At 50.5% G+C, this 17,299-nt stretch carries 17 protein-coding genes and 1 tRNA gene; 5 read left to right on the top strand and 13 right to left on the bottom strand.

Annotated elements, in window-relative coordinates; translation table 11 throughout:
• Positions 1-6: 6 nt before the first annotated feature.
• Together AC007G_RS06355 and AC007G_RS06350 are read right to left on the bottom strand one after the other, a co-directional pair.
• Positions 7-1,458, bottom strand: a complete 1,452-nt coding sequence (locus AC007G_RS06355) for a DEAD/DEAH box helicase (protein ID WP_479466562.1) — start codon at positions 1,456-1,458, stop codon at positions 7-9.
• Positions 1,418-1,582: a hypothetical protein gene (locus AC007G_RS06350; protein ID WP_479466561.1), complete on the bottom strand. Its 165-nt coding sequence runs from the start codon at positions 1,580-1,582 to the stop codon at positions 1,418-1,420. Before AC007G_RS06350 ends, AC007G_RS06355 begins: the two co-directional genes overlap by 41 nt.
• Before the next feature lie 1,893 nt (positions 1,583-3,475).
• Between AC007G_RS06350 and AC007G_RS06345 the strand changes: the two genes are divergently transcribed.
• Together AC007G_RS06345 and AC007G_RS06340 are read left to right on the top strand one after the other, a co-directional pair.
• On the top strand, positions 3,476-4,033 hold the full coding sequence (locus AC007G_RS06345; RefSeq protein WP_479466560.1) for a tyrosine-type recombinase/integrase: 558 nt from the start codon (positions 3,476-3,478) through the stop codon (positions 4,031-4,033).
• A gap of 513 nt (positions 4,034-4,546) precedes the next feature.
• Positions 4,547-5,461 (top strand): hypothetical protein, encoded by a 915-nt coding sequence (locus AC007G_RS06340; protein ID WP_058843049.1) that lies wholly within the window; start codon positions 4,547-4,549, stop codon positions 5,459-5,461.
• A gap of 151 nt (positions 5,462-5,612) precedes the next feature.
• Here the strand turns inward: AC007G_RS06340 and AC007G_RS06335 are convergent, their stop codons facing one another.
• From AC007G_RS06335 to actS, 4 genes are all read right to left on the bottom strand, one after another.
• Entirely contained in the window at positions 5,613-5,888 is a 276-nt protein-coding gene (locus tag AC007G_RS06335; protein WP_033549158.1) for a hypothetical protein, read from the bottom strand.
• A 9-nt stretch (positions 5,889-5,897) separates the two neighbouring features.
• Positions 5,898-6,224 carry a hypothetical protein gene (locus tag AC007G_RS06330; protein WP_032248075.1) on the bottom strand — a complete coding sequence of 109 codons (327 nt, stop codon included), beginning with the start codon at positions 6,222-6,224 and terminating at the stop codon, positions 5,898-5,900.
• A gap of 519 nt (positions 6,225-6,743) precedes the next feature.
• A tRNA-Gly gene (locus AC007G_RS06325) sits at positions 6,744-6,817 on the bottom strand.
• An 80-nt stretch (positions 6,818-6,897) separates the two neighbouring features.
• A complete protein-coding gene (actS, locus tag AC007G_RS06320) occupies positions 6,898-7,620 on the bottom strand; it encodes an amidase activator ActS (RefSeq protein WP_046853475.1) in 723 nt (240 codons plus the stop codon).
• A 231-nt stretch (positions 7,621-7,851) separates the two neighbouring features.
• Here actS and idi point away from each other — a divergent pair, with 231 nt between their 5' ends.
• Positions 7,852-8,406, top strand: coding sequence for an isopentenyl-diphosphate Delta-isomerase (gene idi, locus AC007G_RS06315; RefSeq protein ID WP_032690820.1), 555 nt, complete (start codon positions 7,852-7,854; stop codon positions 8,404-8,406).
• Positions 8,407-8,523: 117 nt separating this feature from the next.
• On the opposite strand, the gene lysS is transcribed toward idi, so the two are convergent.
• The 5 genes from lysS to xerD all read right to left on the bottom strand — a co-directional run bounded on the left by lysS (position 8,524) and on the right by xerD (position 14,643).
• Positions 8,524-10,041 carry a lysine--tRNA ligase gene (lysS, locus tag AC007G_RS06310; RefSeq protein WP_004867343.1) on the bottom strand — a complete coding sequence of 506 codons (1,518 nt, stop codon included), beginning with the start codon at positions 10,039-10,041 and terminating at the stop codon, positions 8,524-8,526.
• Between the two features lie 9 nt (positions 10,042-10,050).
• A protein-coding gene (gene prfB, locus AC007G_RS06305) for a peptide chain release factor 2 (RefSeq protein WP_099001586.1) occupies positions 10,051-11,149 on the bottom strand; the annotation gives its coding sequence in 2 pieces (ribosomal slippage) (positions 10,051-11,073 and positions 11,075-11,149; 1,098 coding nt in all).
• A 122-nt stretch (positions 11,150-11,271) separates the two neighbouring features.
• Positions 11,272-13,005 (bottom strand): single-stranded-DNA-specific exonuclease RecJ, encoded by a 1,734-nt coding sequence (gene recJ / locus AC007G_RS06300; protein WP_032696678.1) that lies wholly within the window; start codon positions 13,003-13,005, stop codon positions 11,272-11,274.
• 5 nt (positions 13,006-13,010) lie between these two features.
• A complete protein-coding gene (dsbC, locus tag AC007G_RS06295; protein WP_032690818.1) occupies positions 13,011-13,724 on the bottom strand; it encodes a bifunctional protein-disulfide isomerase/oxidoreductase DsbC in 714 nt (237 codons plus the stop codon).
• Positions 13,725-13,746: 22 nt separating this feature from the next.
• Entirely contained in the window at positions 13,747-14,643 is an 897-nt protein-coding gene (gene xerD, locus AC007G_RS06290; RefSeq protein ID WP_032690817.1) for a site-specific tyrosine recombinase XerD, read from the bottom strand.
• 178 nt (positions 14,644-14,821) lie between these two features.
• Between xerD and fldB the strand changes: the two genes are divergently transcribed.
• The gene (fldB, locus tag AC007G_RS06285) at positions 14,822-15,343 is read left to right on the top strand and encodes a flavodoxin FldB (RefSeq protein WP_032690816.1); all 522 of its coding nucleotides are present in this window, start codon (positions 14,822-14,824) and stop codon (positions 15,341-15,343) included.
• Positions 15,344-15,348: 5 nt separating this feature from the next.
• Here fldB and AC007G_RS06280 read toward each other — a convergent pair whose 3' ends face one another.
• Both AC007G_RS06280 and sdhE read right to left on the bottom strand, forming a co-directional pair.
• Entirely contained in the window at positions 15,349-15,759 is a 411-nt protein-coding gene (locus tag AC007G_RS06280; RefSeq protein ID WP_032690815.1) for a protein YgfX, read from the bottom strand.
• Positions 15,740-16,006 (bottom strand): FAD assembly factor SdhE, encoded by a 267-nt coding sequence (gene sdhE / locus AC007G_RS06275; protein ID WP_004867358.1) that lies wholly within the window; start codon positions 16,004-16,006, stop codon positions 15,740-15,742. The genes AC007G_RS06280 and sdhE overlap by 20 nt, the downstream gene beginning before the upstream one ends.
• Positions 16,007-16,302: 296 nt before the next feature.
• Here sdhE and ygfZ point away from each other — a divergent pair, with 296 nt between their 5' ends.
• Entirely contained in the window at positions 16,303-17,286 is a 984-nt protein-coding gene (gene ygfZ / locus AC007G_RS06270) for a tRNA-modifying protein YgfZ (protein ID WP_032690814.1), read from the top strand.
• Positions 17,287-17,299: the final 13 nt, after the last annotated feature.

Genomic DNA, 17,299 nt, shown 5'->3' with positions numbered 1-17,299 from the left:
CTATGATTATGCTGCTTTTTTTAGTTTTAGTTTTATGTTGCTAATGTAACGTGCTTCTAATCCTGTTAGTTGTGCAATCTGTTTTGGTTTTAGTCCCTGCTCAAGATAGTTTTTAACGATTTCCAACGTGCCATCACCTTTAGATTTAATCCTGATCATTTCTATTTTGATCAAAGCATCCTGAAAATAGTGCTTTTTTAGGTATTCGGCACAGCCAACATCAGGAACAATATAAACCTGTTTATTGTTGTTCCCTCTGACACGGACAGAACAGCGGGAAACAAACTGATAAACCTTTTCATAATTCAATGCAGCTTGCCGTTTCTCTTCGAGTTCTGCCCAATCCCAGCCGTTTAGGTCACAATATTTGCGCCAGTGTCCAATGGTTGTCCCATCAAGATTTGCACACCCCAGAAACGCCGCTTTATGCAGGTGCTGGTAATGGTTCAAACCATAGGAGGCCATCGAAACACGCTCACCACTCTCTAACACGTCATCAGCACGTGTGGAATAATAAAAACCGTTGCTGTACTGCTCATCGTTGTTGCTGGTATAGATAAATTTGTCCCTCAGTACTCTGCGTGTCCCGTTCAGGATATCGCTGTAATACTCACTCAGTAGTTTTTTGGTGCATTTCTGGTTAAACACCGGGATCAGTTCAATCCGTTTTGTGTCAGTGTGAACATGGCGCATCAGGTCAGGCTGTAACTCATTCTCAGCCAGCGAGATTTCTGCATTCAGGATGGTTTTAGCAGCGAATACAAACTCACTAATCCCAACGTTAGCGCCTAACACGGTGAATGATTTAGCCCACAGGGCGCTATACAGGATTGGGTTAGCAGTAAATGAGAAAAAATATCTATCCTCTTCCAGGAGCATTCCCTGACCTGTTAGCAGAGAAAATAGAGCCTGTTTTAACAGTTTACTGTTGGCGTGTTCTGAATCGTAATAGGCGAGGAATTTTTCTCTGTCCTCATCACGAACAAAACGTAGACCGTCCCGTTCCTCTAACCATCCGAGAAATGGGAAATTGGAATCACGATATTCCTCATCTTTATAGTCAATCTCAGCCCCGTACCAGGCTGTGGGGATTTCATCTATATAGATGTCAAATAGACGTAATTTCTTCTGCGTCCTTTCATCACGGTATGCATATAAACAAAAATGTAGTAGGCATTCTTGAGTCACAATAACAACGTTTCGCCCAAAATCATTATCCAGCGCGTTTATTAATGATCGTGTTGCGCTCTCGCCCTTATCTACCTGATTATGATATGCAGGGATGCCGAGTTTCTGGAGGTCTGATTGTGTTTGAGAGGCTAAATCGTGAGTTGGGACGGCGATCAGCGCCTTTTTATCAGGATTGTTCTTTATATATTGTTTGAGTTTGTAGCTTTTTCCACTGCCACAGATGGCGTTAACGATTTTTACTGTTAGGGATTGTTCCGTTTTGTTCATTTTTTTCCTCTTCGCTAAGGATTTTTTCAATTAGTTTGTTTACCAATACAGGGATGCTCGTATCCTGTTTTTCTGCCATCTGGTAGAGCTTGCTAAACACTTCAGATTTGAAATTTATATTCACTTTTTTGCTTCCTCTTGTTGACGGTCATAAATCCTCAAAGCCTCTCTGAACAAATCGGCGCGTGCAGTATAGCCACGCTGTTTGGCCATCATGAAGTTTTGGTAGATTTGATATCGGGTAGATGTACCCTCTTGGAGTGATGTTAAAATTTGCTCGATACTAAAGAACTTCAATAAACCTCCTTTTACTACAAAAATAAAAACACCTTGCAGCCTGACGGCTCAAAGTGCGGTGAGTTGAGGCTTTTTCTGTGCCTATGTAATTATTGTATACGATATTCTAACGTTAGTCAATAATTAATTTATTAAAGTAACCCAGAACGCACTATATCAAATTATGATGCTGGCTGTCAACCCTTTGACCTGTTATAAATCTGAAGTTGGGTTTAAGGTTGTGGGCTGGGGAGCCTGGGCGGCTTTAGTTGACGTTATACTCTCCCCTCCGGTAGATCACAGTATCGTTAAAAATGTCATATTTAGTCTAAAGATACTTAAGAGAAAAAGTGACATTTTAAATTAGGAGGGATAGAGAGTATGACTGATTGTTAGTTGATCACGAATGAAATGAGTTAGCAACATAGAATCAGTTATCACAATAATAGTGTTATTGTGGTTATATCAGGAATAGTTAATAGATTGAATGGTCGTATCGTTCAATCATTAGCTATGACGCTATGTGCATATCATCAGGCTATGTTAATGGTTTTATCCGTTGCTATAGCCTGAATGTTCCCGCGACAGTGGGTCGCGTATGATGATCATAGTTAATAGTTTATAAATAACATAAAGTTAATATACTTAAACTTATTAACTATTATGATTAATAACTATACGCTTACCTGTTCGCTATCGCTTCAGCATCGCGTATTATCTTTAATGCATTATATGATTATTAACTATGGTAAACTATGCATTACCTATTATGCTATGGTGATCTATCCATTATACATTTTATAGCATGGTGAATTATGCTTCTCTAAAGAGAATCATAAAGTCAACTAAAGCCGGAAAATCTGAATCTACAGTTCCATAGGGAATGATTCCCTATGGTCTTCATTAAAGAGTTAAATTCAAAGTTAACTTTTAACTATGAAAAGTAAAATGAATCTTCTTTGATATGTGATCATAAGTACAGGTGGAGCAAAACAACTATTGACATGCACATTACCGTAAACCAAATAACGCTTGCTTTAGTTAACGGTCAAGATTGCTAAGAAAACCTTTCTCTTTGCTCTTTTGTTATAATGTAACAATTATAAAAATCTTCATTTTTTGAATAAATTTTTTACTGTATAAATGATCAGCACTTTAGGTGATAATGATTATTATTTGATGGCAACTTTGGTGGGAAATATCATGACGCGATGTCGGTGATGTTGCGTGGAATGAGGGCAATATTACGTGGTGATCAGAGTGGTTAGATTACAATTTAGCAAACAGTAATCTAAGTTTATATGAATAAAACACTTTAAAATCAACTACCTACATGTTGCAACAGTTATCAAACAGGCGGTTGACCTGTTATATGCATAGTGTATGCAGTTCTTATGCAATTAGTTATCTTGCGGCATTATGATATTTTGATATTATTAGCGTGGTAATCAATCGTCAGATTAACTTGCTCAGTGGATCGGAAATAGAGCAAAAAACAACCAATTTAAATAGGGGTTAAATACCCCTTGAATAGGGGTTGAATGCCCTATAAATCCCTTTGATATTTTTAGCCAGTTAGAGGGTAACCCCGTCCCCCGTTTCTAGGTGGGCAGGGCTAAAAGTGGGGGGAGAATAAAACCAAAGTAAAAGCAATCTAACTTTTAAACTAACCACTTGAAAATGATCTAAAAGTGATCAATCATAATCTTCATTATGTAATCTAGATTAGAGGGTGGTAATCATGGCTAAGACATCGGCAGTATCGCCAGAACAGGCTAAACAAATCGAGGGTGTATTGCGTCAGCGTAGCGAAGTCGCGGCGGATGCATGGAAATTGAACCTACAACTGGCGTTACGTATCAGTGATCTGTTATCCGTTAAATATGGTGATGTACAGGGGAAGTTTCTCAGGCTCAAAGAGGGGAAAACAGGGAAACAGCGTGAGTTAGTCCTCAACACAGAGGCGATTAAAGTGCTCAAGCGTCGCCGGAAACAGAATCCAGAAGATATATTCGTCTTCCAGTCAAAATCTAACCGTGTTAAGGGTCAGGAGCCTAAACCAGTTTCACGTGTATTTGTAGCACAGGCCATAAAAGAGGCATCACAGGGGATTGTAGAGCCGGGGATTAGTGTTGCTACCCACTCAGCCAGAAAAACCCGCAGTCGCGCTCTGCTGAAGGCTGGAACGCCCATCGAGGTCATCTCCCGGATGCTAAACCATAGCAGCCCGGCAATTACTATGACCTACCTTGATATCACGCAAGACGAAGTGAATCAGACCTATCAGATGGTGATCTAGGTTCCTCACAGATAATGCGAGCCAATTGTTAACTATATGTTGCATACCTCTACCAAACAGGACTGAGGTCAGCCCCTGCGCTTATGGTGATTGCGCGGCATCACCCGCTTAATTAGTTCTACCGATGAAGAAATCAGCACTCGATCAAATTTTCATTTTTTTTCTGTTTTATTGACTTCTTCTCCAGGCCTGATGCGGCGCGGGTTGGATGATTATTAACCTTCTGAAACCTCAATTTAACGTCAAAATCAACCCTTGTACTCAAAAGATTCCTTAATAAAATATTGCTTATGTAGTAGGTAGACATAATCATGCCACTACATGTAGTGCCCGCGTCTGAATTTTAGACATAAAAAACCGGGTCCATTTTCACAAACCCGGTCTCTGAAGCATGACCGCCATGAGTTTGCAGACTCATAACGATTGTTAGCCTCATCATCATTTTTGACGACTTGATTGTGCCTGGCTTGGTTGGTTGTGTAAACCATAAGTTTTTACGCAAAAGGAATTACCATGCTTATTCAGAAAAAACGTATTAGAAATATCGATAACTACATTACCGCATTTGATGGTAGGGATGTTTTTATCGCACATGCATTACCTGGCCAGCAGAAGGGAGAATCGATTGGGTTTACTGCAAATCAATCTCTAGGTGAAGAAGTTCTCCCTCGCATCGTTGGAGCTGTAACTCGTTTCAATGCGAATGGTAAATCAGTACCGGATAAAACTTTGCCTAAAGAAACTGCTTACCGCCAAGTTTCCTGGACATGGAAAAAATGGGTTGGCAGGGGCCAAACTGAGGAGGTCACTGAAACGAGGGAAATCGAGTATCAGCGTTACCAGAGAGTTTTCACTCCACCTCCTGGCGTCGAATTGAAAATTGTTGAGAATCTAAACGGGGAGAAGTTAGTAATATCTCCTAAATTGACTTTGACAGATGAAAAAAAGAATCTTGTAACACATTGCGTTAACTTGTTTTTAGAGTTATTTGGTCTTTGCGAAGTGGTTGACGAGGAACTCAATACTATTGTCACCACTCAGTCTATAAAACTGAACTGGAGCCTCCTTCCTCAAGGGCAATATCCTTGGAGTACAATAGGCCCTCAGATAATGTCAGCAATCAAACCTCGAGGAAAAGGAAATTCTGCTGTAGTCGAGGGTAGACTTCAACTCATTAACAGCAAACAACCTGATTTTGTCGCTGTAGGAAAGGCTGGCTTTCAAGGTTACGTGATTTTTGGATTCCCCAACCACAATACCTATGTATTAGAAAGTTCACAGTGTAACAATGCAACCTACATTTTTGACAATGATTGGCAACATTTATCGCAATTAACTAAAGCTGAGATTTTAGATGGAAATTTGCATCATGCCAGAGTAATTCACCGTAGAAACTGGACTGCCGAAATTCTCAGATACTTACCTTAACTCTTTTATCGCGGGAGGTATACCTCCCGCAAAAGACCAATTGCAATAAAATGTGGAACGCCAAAGAGGAGAAAGACCTTACTAGCGGTATAAAGACATTTCGCATACGCAGAAGACCCAAAAGGGTACCGCTGCCCGAGTGTGAAGACGTTTAGGTAGGAAAACGTACAGGTATGGCAAACGGTTCAGATGGTTTAATCATTTTATATACGGTACCACACACAGTAAAAGTAAGTTTCTCAGTATCGATCACTCCCTCAACCTCTTTGTAGTCGAGTGGGAATTTCACCTTATTATCGTTAATTTTGTACAAGCCACCTGGGATGTTGGGGCCATGTTCGATTTGCAAATAATCGCCCTTGATTGTCCAGCGTCCTTCTACCTGGTATCCAATCGCGCTACCGTGCTCATTAAAGTAAATGCTCATGATGATTCCTTACTCTTTGAACTCAATTTCTTGATCATCAAACTCTCCATTACGAGAGAGTTTGATTGAAAAGCGCTTGAATGTATTGAAAAAGTCTTCCAAAGTTATTTGGACATTTTCTCTTCTTAACTCGCCAGTTTGTTCCATTATATATGCCTCTACATCAAAGAGATTCCCAGTTCTGAAGAAAGAAATGCCTTTAACTATCTCACCTTCTTTCAGAATCCCTTTAGCTCTCAGGAAGTCACTGAAGCTGTCTTGATCAGCCCTGTCCGCTGCAACAGTGCCTTTGTAGTCGTTATATTGAGTATTTGCTTTAAAGTGTTCTTTTTGCATGTTTTTATGTCCATTGCTGTGTGTAATCAAAGATAGCGTAGCGCAGATTTTGGACAATACAAGCCTTATTGCCCGTTGGTGGTAAGACAACGTGCGGAGCCGTTAGGCGACTTCATCAGGGGTTATGTCAGACAGTGAAATTTATCAGGATGACCATGTACCCGAAGGAGCGAGGCCGAACCGCTGGCAGAGCTTGCATGTGGTGTGCAAGTACCATAACCACCATAAACCTGTTTATTCCCTGCAACGTCATCTCGACGTGTGGCATGTAGGAGCATCGGCAAAAATGCGCTTCACTGAAAGCTTGGGGAATTATGCCGGGTAGACGGCTTTATGTTCATGTTGGACTGTCGCAGTATGAACTTGGAACTACTGCCAGCGTGATGATATGCTCCCCTGTACCACAGACCAATCACGCGACAGGTGCGGGCGTAGTACAATGGGTAGTTTAAGTTGTACCTGTAAAGCAGGGCAACGTAACTGACTGAATAATCTAACTTATTGATTATTCAGGAGAATTGGAGCGGGCGAAGGGAATCGAACCCTCGTATAGAGCTTGGGAAGCTCTCGTTCTACCATTGAACTACGCCCGCTTTAAGGTGCGAGGGCCATTATAGACCTTACGCACCGTCTTACAAGACTGAATCACGCTAACTGCTGATAAAATAACCTCTTAGCACTTTGGCTTACTGCCCTGCGGCGGTAAATAGCGCAGTGGATCGATGGCCGTCGCCCGGTAGCGAATCTGGAAATGCAGGCGCACGGAATCGGCGTCGCTACTGCCCATCGTGGCTATCTGCTGACCAATCTTCACGTTCTGACCGTTATTGACCATCATTTTGTCATTATGGGCATAGGCGCTGATGTAATCCTCGCCGTGTTTAATCATGATCAGATTACCGTAACCGCGGAGCTGATTACCGACGTACACCACTTTACCCGCCCCGGCCGCATAAACCGGCTGGCCGCGCGTGCCGGCAATATCAATCCCCTTATTACCACCATCATTTGATGAATAAGGCAGGATAACTTTACCGCTGGTCGGCCAGCGCCAGCAGCGTTGCCCCACCGGTGGCCAGGAGACCGGCGGCAGCGTGGCCGGCGGCTTGCTGGCCGCGGTGCGCTTACCGGCGCTGCTCTTCCCGGATGCACCGCTCCTGGTGGAGCCCGAGGCCGGATTCAGCTTCAGACGCTGTCCAACCTCAATGGTATACGGTGGGGAGATATTATTCAGTCGGGCCAGATCTTTAATGCTGGTACCGGTCGTCCGGGAAATACGGTACAGCGTATCGCCGCGTTTAACGGTGTAGACGGAACCGGAATCAGATGAACTGGAACATCCTGCAATCACCAGGCTGCTGACCAACATCATCATGATAAAAAAGCGTTTTCTCATCAGGCGTCCTGCACTCAGCACAGCTCTCATCTCGTCACAACGGACGACTATCATACCAGCCCGCGGGCAGATCCCCAATCGATACGCGGGCGTTGTCGGACTCGGGTTCCTCCATCAGCAGCGCCAGAAGCGCGTTTTGGTAATGCCTTTCACGCGGTTATCGGCTACCCTAGTGGCGAGTGCGTGACCAGGCGAGTATATGCCGGGTCATTTTTATTATCAGGAGTTGTCATGACCGGGGAACATGTCATTTTGCTCGATGAGCAAGATAAGCCTGTTGGCAGGCTGGAAAAATATGCCGCCCATACCCTCAATACCCCTTTACACCTCGCCTTTTCCTGCTGGTTATTTAACGACCACGGCCAGCTACTGGTGACGCGTCGTTCACTGGGCAAAAAAGCCTGGCCCGGCGTCTGGACTAACTCCGTCTGCGGACATCCCCAGAGCGGAGAGACCTTTGAACAGGCCGTGACGCGGCGTAGCCGTTTTGAACTGGGCGTTAACATTGCCAACATCGCATCCGTTCATCCGGCGTTTCGTTACCGGGCGGTGGCCCCCAACGGGATTGTCGAAAACGAAGTCTGCCCGGTTTACGCCGCACGCATTATCAGCCCGGTACAGGCTAATAGCGACGAGGTCATGGACTATCAGTGGTGTGAGCTGGAGGATTTACTGCAGGCGTTGGCGCTCACACCGTGGGCCTACAGTCCGTGGATGGTGCTCGAAGCGGCTGATGATAATGCCCGGCTCGCGTTGAGAAACTATGTCGCGCAGCTGCGCTATTAGCCGTATTGCCGGATAGCGGTTCTCCGCCGCCTGTCCGCATCCTCGCGCGCAGCGGGTGCGGAGGTACCAACAAAAAACCCCGGCCTGTAGCCGGGGTTGCGTTTTTAACGGTCGGTCTTATTTAACCGGTCGCATGGCCGGGAACAGGATCACGTCGCGGATGGTGTGGCTGTTGGTAAACAGCATCACCATCCGGTCAATACCGATACCCAGACCCGCAGTCGGCGGCAGACCGTGTTCCAGCGCGGTCACGTAGTCTTCATCGTAGAACATGGCTTCATCGTCACCAGCAGCTTTCGCATTCACCTGGTCCTGGAAGCGCTGCGCCTGATCTTCCGCATCGTTCAGCTCGCTGAAGCCGTTACCGATTTCACGGCCGCCGATAAAGAACTCAAAGCGGTCGGTAATTTCCGGGTTCTGGTCATTACGGCGCGCCAGCGGAGAGACTTCCGCCGGGTATTCGGTGATAAAGGTCGGCTGAATCAGGTGCGCTTCCGCCACTTCTTCAAAGATCTCGGTCACGATACGGCCCAGACCCCAGCTCTTCTCGACGTGAATGCCGATAGACTCTGCAATCGCTTTTGCGGAATCGAAGTTATCCAGATCCGCCATCTCGGTTTCCGGACGGTATTTCTTGATAGCTTCACGCATGGTCAGTTTTTCAAACGGCTTACCGAAGTCGAAGGTCTGATCGCCATAAGGAACCGCGGTGTTGCCCAGAATATCCTGCGCCAGGGTACGGAACAGGGATTCGGTCAGCTCGATCAGATCTTTATAGTCCGCGTACGCCATGTAGAGTTCCATCATGGTGAACTCTGGGTTATGACGTACGGAGATGCCTTCGTTACGGAAGTTACGGTTGATTTCGAACACGCGTTCGAAGCCGCCCACAACCAGACGCTTCAGATACAGTTCCGGCGCGATACGCAGGTACATGTCCATATCCAGCGCGTTGTGATGGGTGATGAACGGACGAGCAGACGCGCCGCCAGGGATCACCTGCATCATCGGGGTTTCGACTTCCATAAAGCCGCGGCCCACCATGAACTGGCGGATACCGGCCAGAATCTGGGAGCGAACCTTAAAGGTCTTGCGGGATTCGTCGTTGGAGATCAGATCCAGGTAGCGCTGACGGTAGCGCGCTTCCTGATCCTGGAGGCCGTGGAATTTGTCCGGCAGCGGGCGCAGGGCTTTGGTCAGCAGACGCAGTTCGGTGCAGTGGATAGACAGCTCGCCGGTTTTGGTTTTGAACAGCTTACCGCGCGCCGCGATGATATCGCCGAGGTCCCATTTTTTGAACTGCTCGTTGTAGACGCCTTCCGGCAGATCGTCACGCGCGACGTACAGCTGAATGCGACCGCCGACATCCTGCAGAGTGACGAAAGAGGCTTTACCCATAATACGGCGGGTCATCATACGACCAGCAACGGAGACTTCAACGTTCAGTGCTTCCAGCTCTTCGTTTTCTTTCGCATCGAAGTCAGCGTGCAGTTGGTCAGAGGTATGGTCACGACGGAAATCGTTCGGGAACGGGATACCCTGCTCACGAAGCTGAGCCAGCTTTTCACGACGGGCTTTCAGTTCATTATTAAGGTCAATTGCCGCGTCAGCGCCCTGTGCTTGTTGTTCAGACATGTTGGTTCCTCATAACCCTGCTTTCAAACTTGCTTCGATAAATTGATCCAGGCTGCCGTCAAGCACGGCCTGAGTATTGCGGGTTTCCACCCCGGTGCGCAGATCTTTAATGCGGGAGTCATCCAGCACGTAAGAACGGATCTGGCTGCCCCAGCCGATGTCGGATTTGGTATCTTCCATCGCCTGCTTCTCGGCATTTTTCTTCTGCATTTCCAGCTCATAAAGCTTGGCTTTCATCTGCTTCATGGCCTGGTCTTTGTTCTTGTGCTGTGAACGGTCGTTCTGGCACTGCGTCACTAAGCCGGTCGGAATGTGGGTGATACGTACCGCGGATTCCGTACGGTTAACGTGCTGACCACCCGCACCGGAGGCGCGGTAAACGTCAATACGCAGGTCCGCCGGATTGATTTCGATATCAATATCGTCATCCACTTCCGGATAGACAAACGCGGAGCTGAAGGAGGTGTGGCGGCGGCCGCCGGAATCGAACGGGCTCTTACGCACCAGGCGGTGGACGCCGGTTTCGGTACGCAGCCAGCCGTAGGCGTAATCGCCGATAATCTTGATGGTCACGGACTTAATGCCCGCCACTTCACCTTCAGACTCTTCAATAATCTCGGTCTTGAAGCCGCGCGCTTCGGCCCAGCGCAGATACATACGCGTCAGCATGCTGGCCCAGTCCTGCGCTTCCGTACCGCCGGAACCGGCCTGAATATCGAGATAGCAATCGGCGCTGTCATACTCGCCGGAGAACATGCGGCGGAACTCAAGCTGCGCCAGCTTCTCTTCCAGCACGTCAAGTTCGGCAACGGCTTCGTTGAAGGTCTCTTCGTCTTCGGCTTCGACAGCCAGCTCCAGCAGTCCGGAAACATCTTCCAGCCCCTGGGACATTTGATCCAACGTCTCAACGATGGCTTCCAGTGAAGAACGCTCTTTACCCAGCGCCTGTGCGCGCTCAGGTTCGTTCCACACGTCCGGCTGTTCCAGCTCGGCGTTTACTTCTTCCAGACGCTCTTTCTTAGCATCGTAGTCAAAGATACCCCCTAAGAACGTCAGAGCGCTCCGTGAGGTCCTGAATGCGGTTTTTTACCGGATTTATTTCAAACATGATCGATTTTCTTTTAATGGATTCGACAAAATGCGGTGATAAGAGCGGAATTGTACCGGATCCCCGCTCTCTTTTATATATACTTCGGCTTTCCGTGAGCCTGTTTGTTGACGGCTTTTTCGTCACACCGGCCAGAGATGGTCGATGATAAGCTGCAGGCTGCGGTTGCCACGGAACTCATTAATATCGAGCTTATAGGCCAACGTCACCTCGCGCACGCCGTTATCCGGCCAAATCGAAGTATCAACGTTGAAGGCAATCCCGTCCAGCAGCGGGCCGCCGCCAACCGGTTCAACCATCACTTTAAGATGCCGCTCGCCCACCAGGCGCTGCTGTAACAGGCGGAAACGACCGTCAAACAGCGGCTCCGGGAACATCTGTCCCCAGGGCCCCGCCTCACGGAGCAGATGGGCAACTTCCATGCTCATCTCAGCAGCTTCCAGCGGGCCGTCAGAGACCACTTCCCCCTGCAACAGCGCCGGATCCAGCCACTCGGTGACCAGTTCGCCGAAACGCTGCTGAAACTCCTCAAAGCGCGCCTCTTCCAGCGACAGTCCCGCCGCCATCGCATGGCCGCCGAACTTGAGAATGAGCCCCGGATGCAGCGTATCAAGGCGCTCGAGCGCATCGCGCATGTGCAAACCCTGGATGGAGCGGCCGGAACCTTTTAACAGTCCGTCGCCGGTTGGGGCGAAGGCGATAACCGGGCGGTGGAAACGCTCTTTAATCCGCGACGCCAGAATCCCGACCACCCCCTGGTGCCACTGCGGATGATACATCGCCAGCCCTCCGGGCAGCGTGTCGCCGCTGCGTTCAAGCTGCTGGCACAGCGTGAGCGCTTCCGCCTGCATCCCTTGCTCAATCTCTTTGCGCGTCTGGTTCAGCGCATCCAGTTCATTGGCCAGCATCCGCGCTTCGCCGACGTTATCGCACAACAGCAGCGCCACGCCGACCGACATATCATCCAGCCGGCCTGCCGCATTCAGCCGCGGTCCGAGGGCAAATCCGAGGTCGCTGGCCGCCAGCTTTTGCGGATCGCGGTTGGCAATCTCCAGCAGCGCTTTGATACCCGGACGGCACTTACCGGCACGGATACGGCTCAGCCCTTGCCAGGTGAGAATGCGGTTATTGGCATCCAGCGGCACGACGTCAGCCACCGTCCCGAGCGCGACCAGATCCAGCAGCTCAGCAAGATTCGGCGGCGTGATGCCCCGTTCTGCAAACCAGTTTTTATCGCGCAGGAACGTGCGCAGCGCCAGCATCAAATAAAACGCCACCCCGACGCCGGCCAGCGATTTCGAGGGGAAATCGCAGTCGCGCAGATTGGGGTTCACAATCGCTTCCGCCGCCGGCAGCGTCTCACCCGGCAGATGGTGATCGGTCACGACCACCGGGATCCCCAATGCGTGGGCACGATCGACGCCGGCATGGGAAGAGATGCCGTTATCCACGGTCATGATCATCTGCGCGCCGCGGGCGTGGGCCTGATCGACCACTTCCGGGCTTAACCCGTAGCCATCTTCAAAACGATTTGGCACCAGATAGGAGACATTGCTGTAGCCCAGCGCACGCAGCGCCAGCACGCTCAGCGCGGTACTGGTGGCGCCATCGGCGTCAAAATCCCCGACCACGACGATATGCCGCTCTTGCCGGAATGCGCCGTAGAGCATCTCAACGGCTTTTTCGATGCCATTCAGCTGCGTCCACGGCAGCATGCCTTTGACGCTGCGCTCCAGCTCCTGGGCATGCAGGACGCCGCGGCTGGCGTATAGCCGCTGCAGCAGCGGCGGCAGGTCGGCGGGGAGCTCAGCCCCTTCAACCACCTCACGGCGGCGTAGTTGTATCTGTGGTTTCACGCGAATTATTTACCGCTTGTCTGTTTTTGATGCTCATCAAGGAAGGCTTTCAGCTCTTTCGGCCCCTGATAGCCCGGAAGCACATAGCCGTTGCTCAGCACCATCGCCGGCGTGCCATTGACGCCGAACTGCACGCCAAGGGTGTAGTGTTTGCTGATATCGAGGTTGCAACTCGCCGTCGGTACGCCTTTGCCGGCCATGGCATCATCCAGCGCTTTGTTACGATCTTTGGCGCACCAGATGGCTTTCATATCCTGCTCGGTCTGGCTTTGCAGCCCCTGACGCGGGAAGGCCAGATAACGCACGGTGATGCCCAGCGCGTTATAGTCGCTCATCTCTTCGTGCAGCTTGTGGCAGTAACCGCAGGTGATGTCGGTGAAAACGGTGATAACGTGTTTTTCCTGCGGCGCTTTATAGATAATCATCTCTTTTTCCAGCGCGTTCAGCTTGCCCACCAGCAGCGCGTTGGTGACGTTTACCGGCTGTGCGCCGCCGACATCATACATCGGCCCCTGGATGACGTGTTTACCGTCATCGGTCACATACAGCACGCCGCTGTCGGTCAGTACGGTGCTCATTCCGGCAACCGGCGATGGCTGAATATCCGTACTCTGTACGCCCAGTTTAGCCAGCGACTGTTTGATAGCCGCGTTATCCGCATGGGCCGCACCGGACAGCGTCGCCGCCAGCAGAGTAAACATCAATAAACCTTTTTTCATACTCAGTCCTTTTATTCAGCACTCACGCCCGCGGGTGGTGCTGTTGATGAAGTTGTCTCAGACGCTCGGTCGCGACATGGGTGTAGATCTGCGTCGTTGAGAGATCGCTGTGTCCCAACAGCATCTGTACCACGCGTAAGTCTGCGCCATGGTTAAGTAAATGCGTGGCAAACGCATGGCGTAAAACGTGCGGGGAGAGCTTCGCGCTATCTATCCCGGCCAGCACGGCATAGTGCTTAATCCGATGCCAGAAGGTCTGGCGCGTCATTTGCTGCGCGCGCTGACTTGGAAAAAGCACATCAGATGCCACGCCGTTCAGCAGCCAGGGGCGCCCGTACTCCAGGTAGTTCTCAACCCACAGCACCGCCTCTTCGCCAAGCGGGACCAGCCGTTCTTTATTGCCTTTGCCCACCACCCGCAGGACGCCCTGGCGCAGGCTGATGTCGCTCATCGTCAGGCCCACCAGTTCCGACACGCGCAGGCCGGTCGCGTACAGCACCTCAAGCATCGCTTTATCGCGGAGTTCCAGAGGCTGCTCGACCAGCGGCGCCTGCAGCAGACGCTCGACCTGAGCTTCACTGAGATCTTTCGGCAGCCGCTGCGGTAGCTTCGGCGACGCCAGCAGCGCGCTGGGGTCATCCGGACGAATTTTCTCCCGATAGAGGTGCTGGAAGAAACGGCGCACGGCGCTCAACAGCCGCGCGGTGCTGGTGGCTTTATAGCCGCCCGTTTGTCTCTCAGCCAGCAGCGCCTGAAGATCCTCGCCGCTCACGCTAACCAGAGACGACTCGCGATGATGCAGCCATTCCACTACCATCGTCAGATCCCGACGGTAGGCGCTCAGCGTATTTTCCGCCAGATTGCGCTCCAGCCACAAGGCATCAAGAAACTGTTCGATTCGTGCGAGATCCTCTTTCACATCGCCCTCTTTGCTCGTTAAAACGGCTTCAGTATACCCAAATAAGTGGCCCGGCTGGGCAAAAACGGCTGTGCTGTTTTTCCCCGACTGGCTGGCCGCACAGCTTAAGTATGCGGCTGACGGCGGCTTTCTGATAAACTAGCCGCAAAATCACCGCATGAATTGAGATGTTTACGCCATGAACATAGGTCTTTTTTACGGCTCCAGTACCTGCTACACCGAGATGGCAGCGGAGAAGATCCGCGATATCATCGGCCCGGAATTAGTGACGCTGCATAATCTGAAAGATGATTCCCCTTCCCTGATGACTCAGTATGACGTGTTGATTCTCGGTATCCCGACGTGGGATTTCGGCGAAATTCAGGAAGACTGGGAAGCCGTCTGGCAACAGCTGGATACACTGGATCTGCAGGATAAAATTGTGGCGCTGTATGGCATGGGTGACCAGCTGGGTTATGGCGAATGGTTCCTTGATGCGCTGGGCATGCTGCACGACAAACTGAGCGCCAAAGGCGTTAAGTTTATCGGTTACTGGCCGACGGAAGGTTACGAATTCACCAGCCAGAAACCGATTATCGCCGATGGCCAGCTGTTTGTTGGCCTGGCACTCGATGAGACGAACCAGTATGACCTGAGCGACGATCGCATCCAGAACTGGTGCGAGCAAATCCTCGGCGAAATGGCTGAACAGTTCGCCTGATTTGCTTAATCCTGTGCCGGTTTTTGTAAAACCAACCGGCGCAGATCTCGCCACTCTTTGGCGTCCATACTGTCTGCAGCGACCCACAGATGCTGGCGGCGACGCGTTTGCATATCCTGCAGGCGCAGCAACATCCCGCTATTAATCACCCACGGCGTGCCGACAATCTCCCATTCCGCTTTTTGCCAACGCAAACGCGAATCGGTCATCAGCTTTATTTCCCCCCGGCAGGCGTGGATCCGCCGCTGGCTGCGCACGCTGTCGAACACCACCAGCGACAGCAGCAATAGCCATAGCGGTGTGTAGCTCAGCGGCCAGGGCATCAGCAGGACAATAGCCGCCACAATGCCGTGCAGCAGCAGCGAGAACCACTGCGAGCGCCAGGAAATGCGTAAATCAGATTGCCACAGGACCACGTTCCCGATTCCGAGTCTGGATTAATTTTACCATCCGTTGCAGTTGTGCATCAGCCGGTTCGCCATGATTCATCAGCCAGTTAAACAGGTCCGGATCGTCGTTTTCTAACAGACGGATAAACAGCTGTTTGTCTTCATCGCTGAGCGTATCGTATTCATACTCGAAAAACGGCATGATGGAGATATCAAGTTCACGCATACCCCTGCGGCATGCCCAGTGGATGCGGGCTTTATTCGTAATGTCCATGTTGTCCTTCCAGCATAAAGAGAGTCTTACGCGCCCTTCAGGTCGCCGAAGGGCTGCCTGAAAAGACGTCGTTGATAGGTTAGTTTAACCCGTTTTTTGCACTTACTTTACAGCAATATCGAGAACAGAGAACGCCATTCCACAAAAACCATATTTAAAATATGGCTTTATCTTTCTCCTTTGTTTCCCCGTTTGTGCTTTCAGGGCACAAATGGCCTGCCAAAAGCGCTTGCATTGCACCATAGCTCTTTTACCATTAGCTATTCACTCTGCGTTAAGCTATTCAGGACATGACTATGGCTTTTACACCTTTTCCTCCGCGTCAGCCTTCTTCTTCCTCTCGTCTGCCGTTAACGCTGATGACGCTGGATGACTGGGCGCTGGCAACGATTACCGGTCAGGATGGCGAGAAGTATCTGCAGGGGCAGATTACCGCCGATGTCAGCGCATTAACCGACGATCGGCATCTGCTTGCCGCGCACTGCGATGCCAAGGGCAAGATGTGGAGCAACCTGCGGGTTTTCCGCCGCGACGGTGGTTTTACCTGGATTGAACGCCGCAGCCTGCGCGATACCCAGCTCGCTGAACTGAAGAAATATGCGGTGTTCTCTAAAGTGACCATTGCCGCCGATGATGAACACGTCCTGCTGGGCGTTGCCGGTTTCCAGGCCCGCGCCGCGCTGGCGCCGCTGTTCAGCGAACTTCCGGGCAGCGACAAACCGCTCGTCACCGACGGCGTGACCAGCCTGCTGTGGTTTGAACATCCGGCGGAGCGCTTTCTGCTGGTGACCGATGTAGCAACCGCCACCCGCGTGGCCGACGCGTTGCGCAGCGACGCGCAGTTGAACAACAGCCAGCAGTGGCTGGCGCTCAACATCGAAGCCGGTCTGCCGGTCATAGACAGCGCCAACAGCGCGCAGTTCATCCCGCAGGCAACAAACCTGCAGGCATTGGGCGGTATCAGCTTTAAGAAAGGCTGCTATACCGGTCAGGAAATGGTCGCCCGGGCGAAATTCCGCGGCGCGAACAAACGCGCGCTGTGGTATCTGGCCGGGAAAGCGAGCCGCGTCCCGGAAGCCGGAGAAGATCTTGAGCTGAAGATGGGTGAAAACTGGCGCCGGACCGGCACCGTGCTGGCCGCCGTGCTGCTGGATGATGGGCAGTTGCTGGTGCAGGTGGTGATGAATAACGATATGGAACCAGACAGCGTATTCCGCGTACGCGATGATGCCGGCACCTTAAGCATCGTTCCGCTGCCCTATTCGCTGGAAGAGAGTTAAGCCTTAGCGCTGC

The organism is Klebsiella sp. CSG-1 (genome assembly GCF_056521145.1).
Note: the sequence above shows the minus strand (reverse complement) of the source record. Positions and strands in the feature narration are given on the sequence as shown.

Excerpts from the sequence above, each read along its gene's own strand:
- sdhE (WP_004867358.1), bottom strand. The coding sequence starts at position 16,006 with ATGGACATTACGAATAAAGCCCGCATCCACTGGGCATGCCGCAGGGGT.
- AC007G_RS06345 (WP_479466560.1), top strand. The coding sequence starts at position 3,476 with ATGGCTAAGACATCGGCAGTATCGCCAGAACAGGCTAAACAAATCGAG.
- idi (WP_032690820.1), top strand. The coding sequence starts at position 7,852 with ATGACCGGGGAACATGTCATTTTGCTCGATGAGCAAGATAAGCCTGTT.
- lysS (WP_004867343.1), bottom strand. The coding sequence starts at position 10,041 with ATGTCTGAACAACAAGCACAGGGCGCTGACGCGGCAATTGACCTTAAT.
- dsbC (WP_032690818.1), bottom strand. The coding sequence starts at position 13,724 with ATGAAAAAAGGTTTATTGATGTTTACTCTGCTGGCGGCGACGCTGTCC.
- AC007G_RS06335 (WP_033549158.1), bottom strand. The coding sequence starts at position 5,888 with ATGAGCATTTACTTTAATGAGCACGGTAGCGCGATTGGATACCAGGTA.
- ygfZ (WP_032690814.1), top strand. The coding sequence starts at position 16,303 with ATGGCTTTTACACCTTTTCCTCCGCGTCAGCCTTCTTCTTCCTCTCGT.
- fldB (WP_032690816.1), top strand. The coding sequence starts at position 14,822 with ATGAACATAGGTCTTTTTTACGGCTCCAGTACCTGCTACACCGAGATG.
- actS (WP_046853475.1), bottom strand. The coding sequence starts at position 7,620 with ATGAGAAAACGCTTTTTTATCATGATGATGTTGGTCAGCAGCCTGGTG.
- AC007G_RS06340 (WP_058843049.1), top strand. The coding sequence starts at position 4,547 with ATGCTTATTCAGAAAAAACGTATTAGAAATATCGATAACTACATTACC.
- AC007G_RS06355 (WP_479466562.1), bottom strand. The coding sequence starts at position 1,458 with ATGAACAAAACGGAACAATCCCTAACAGTAAAAATCGTTAACGCCATC.
- AC007G_RS06330 (WP_032248075.1), bottom strand. The coding sequence starts at position 6,224 with ATGCAAAAAGAACACTTTAAAGCAAATACTCAATATAACGACTACAAA.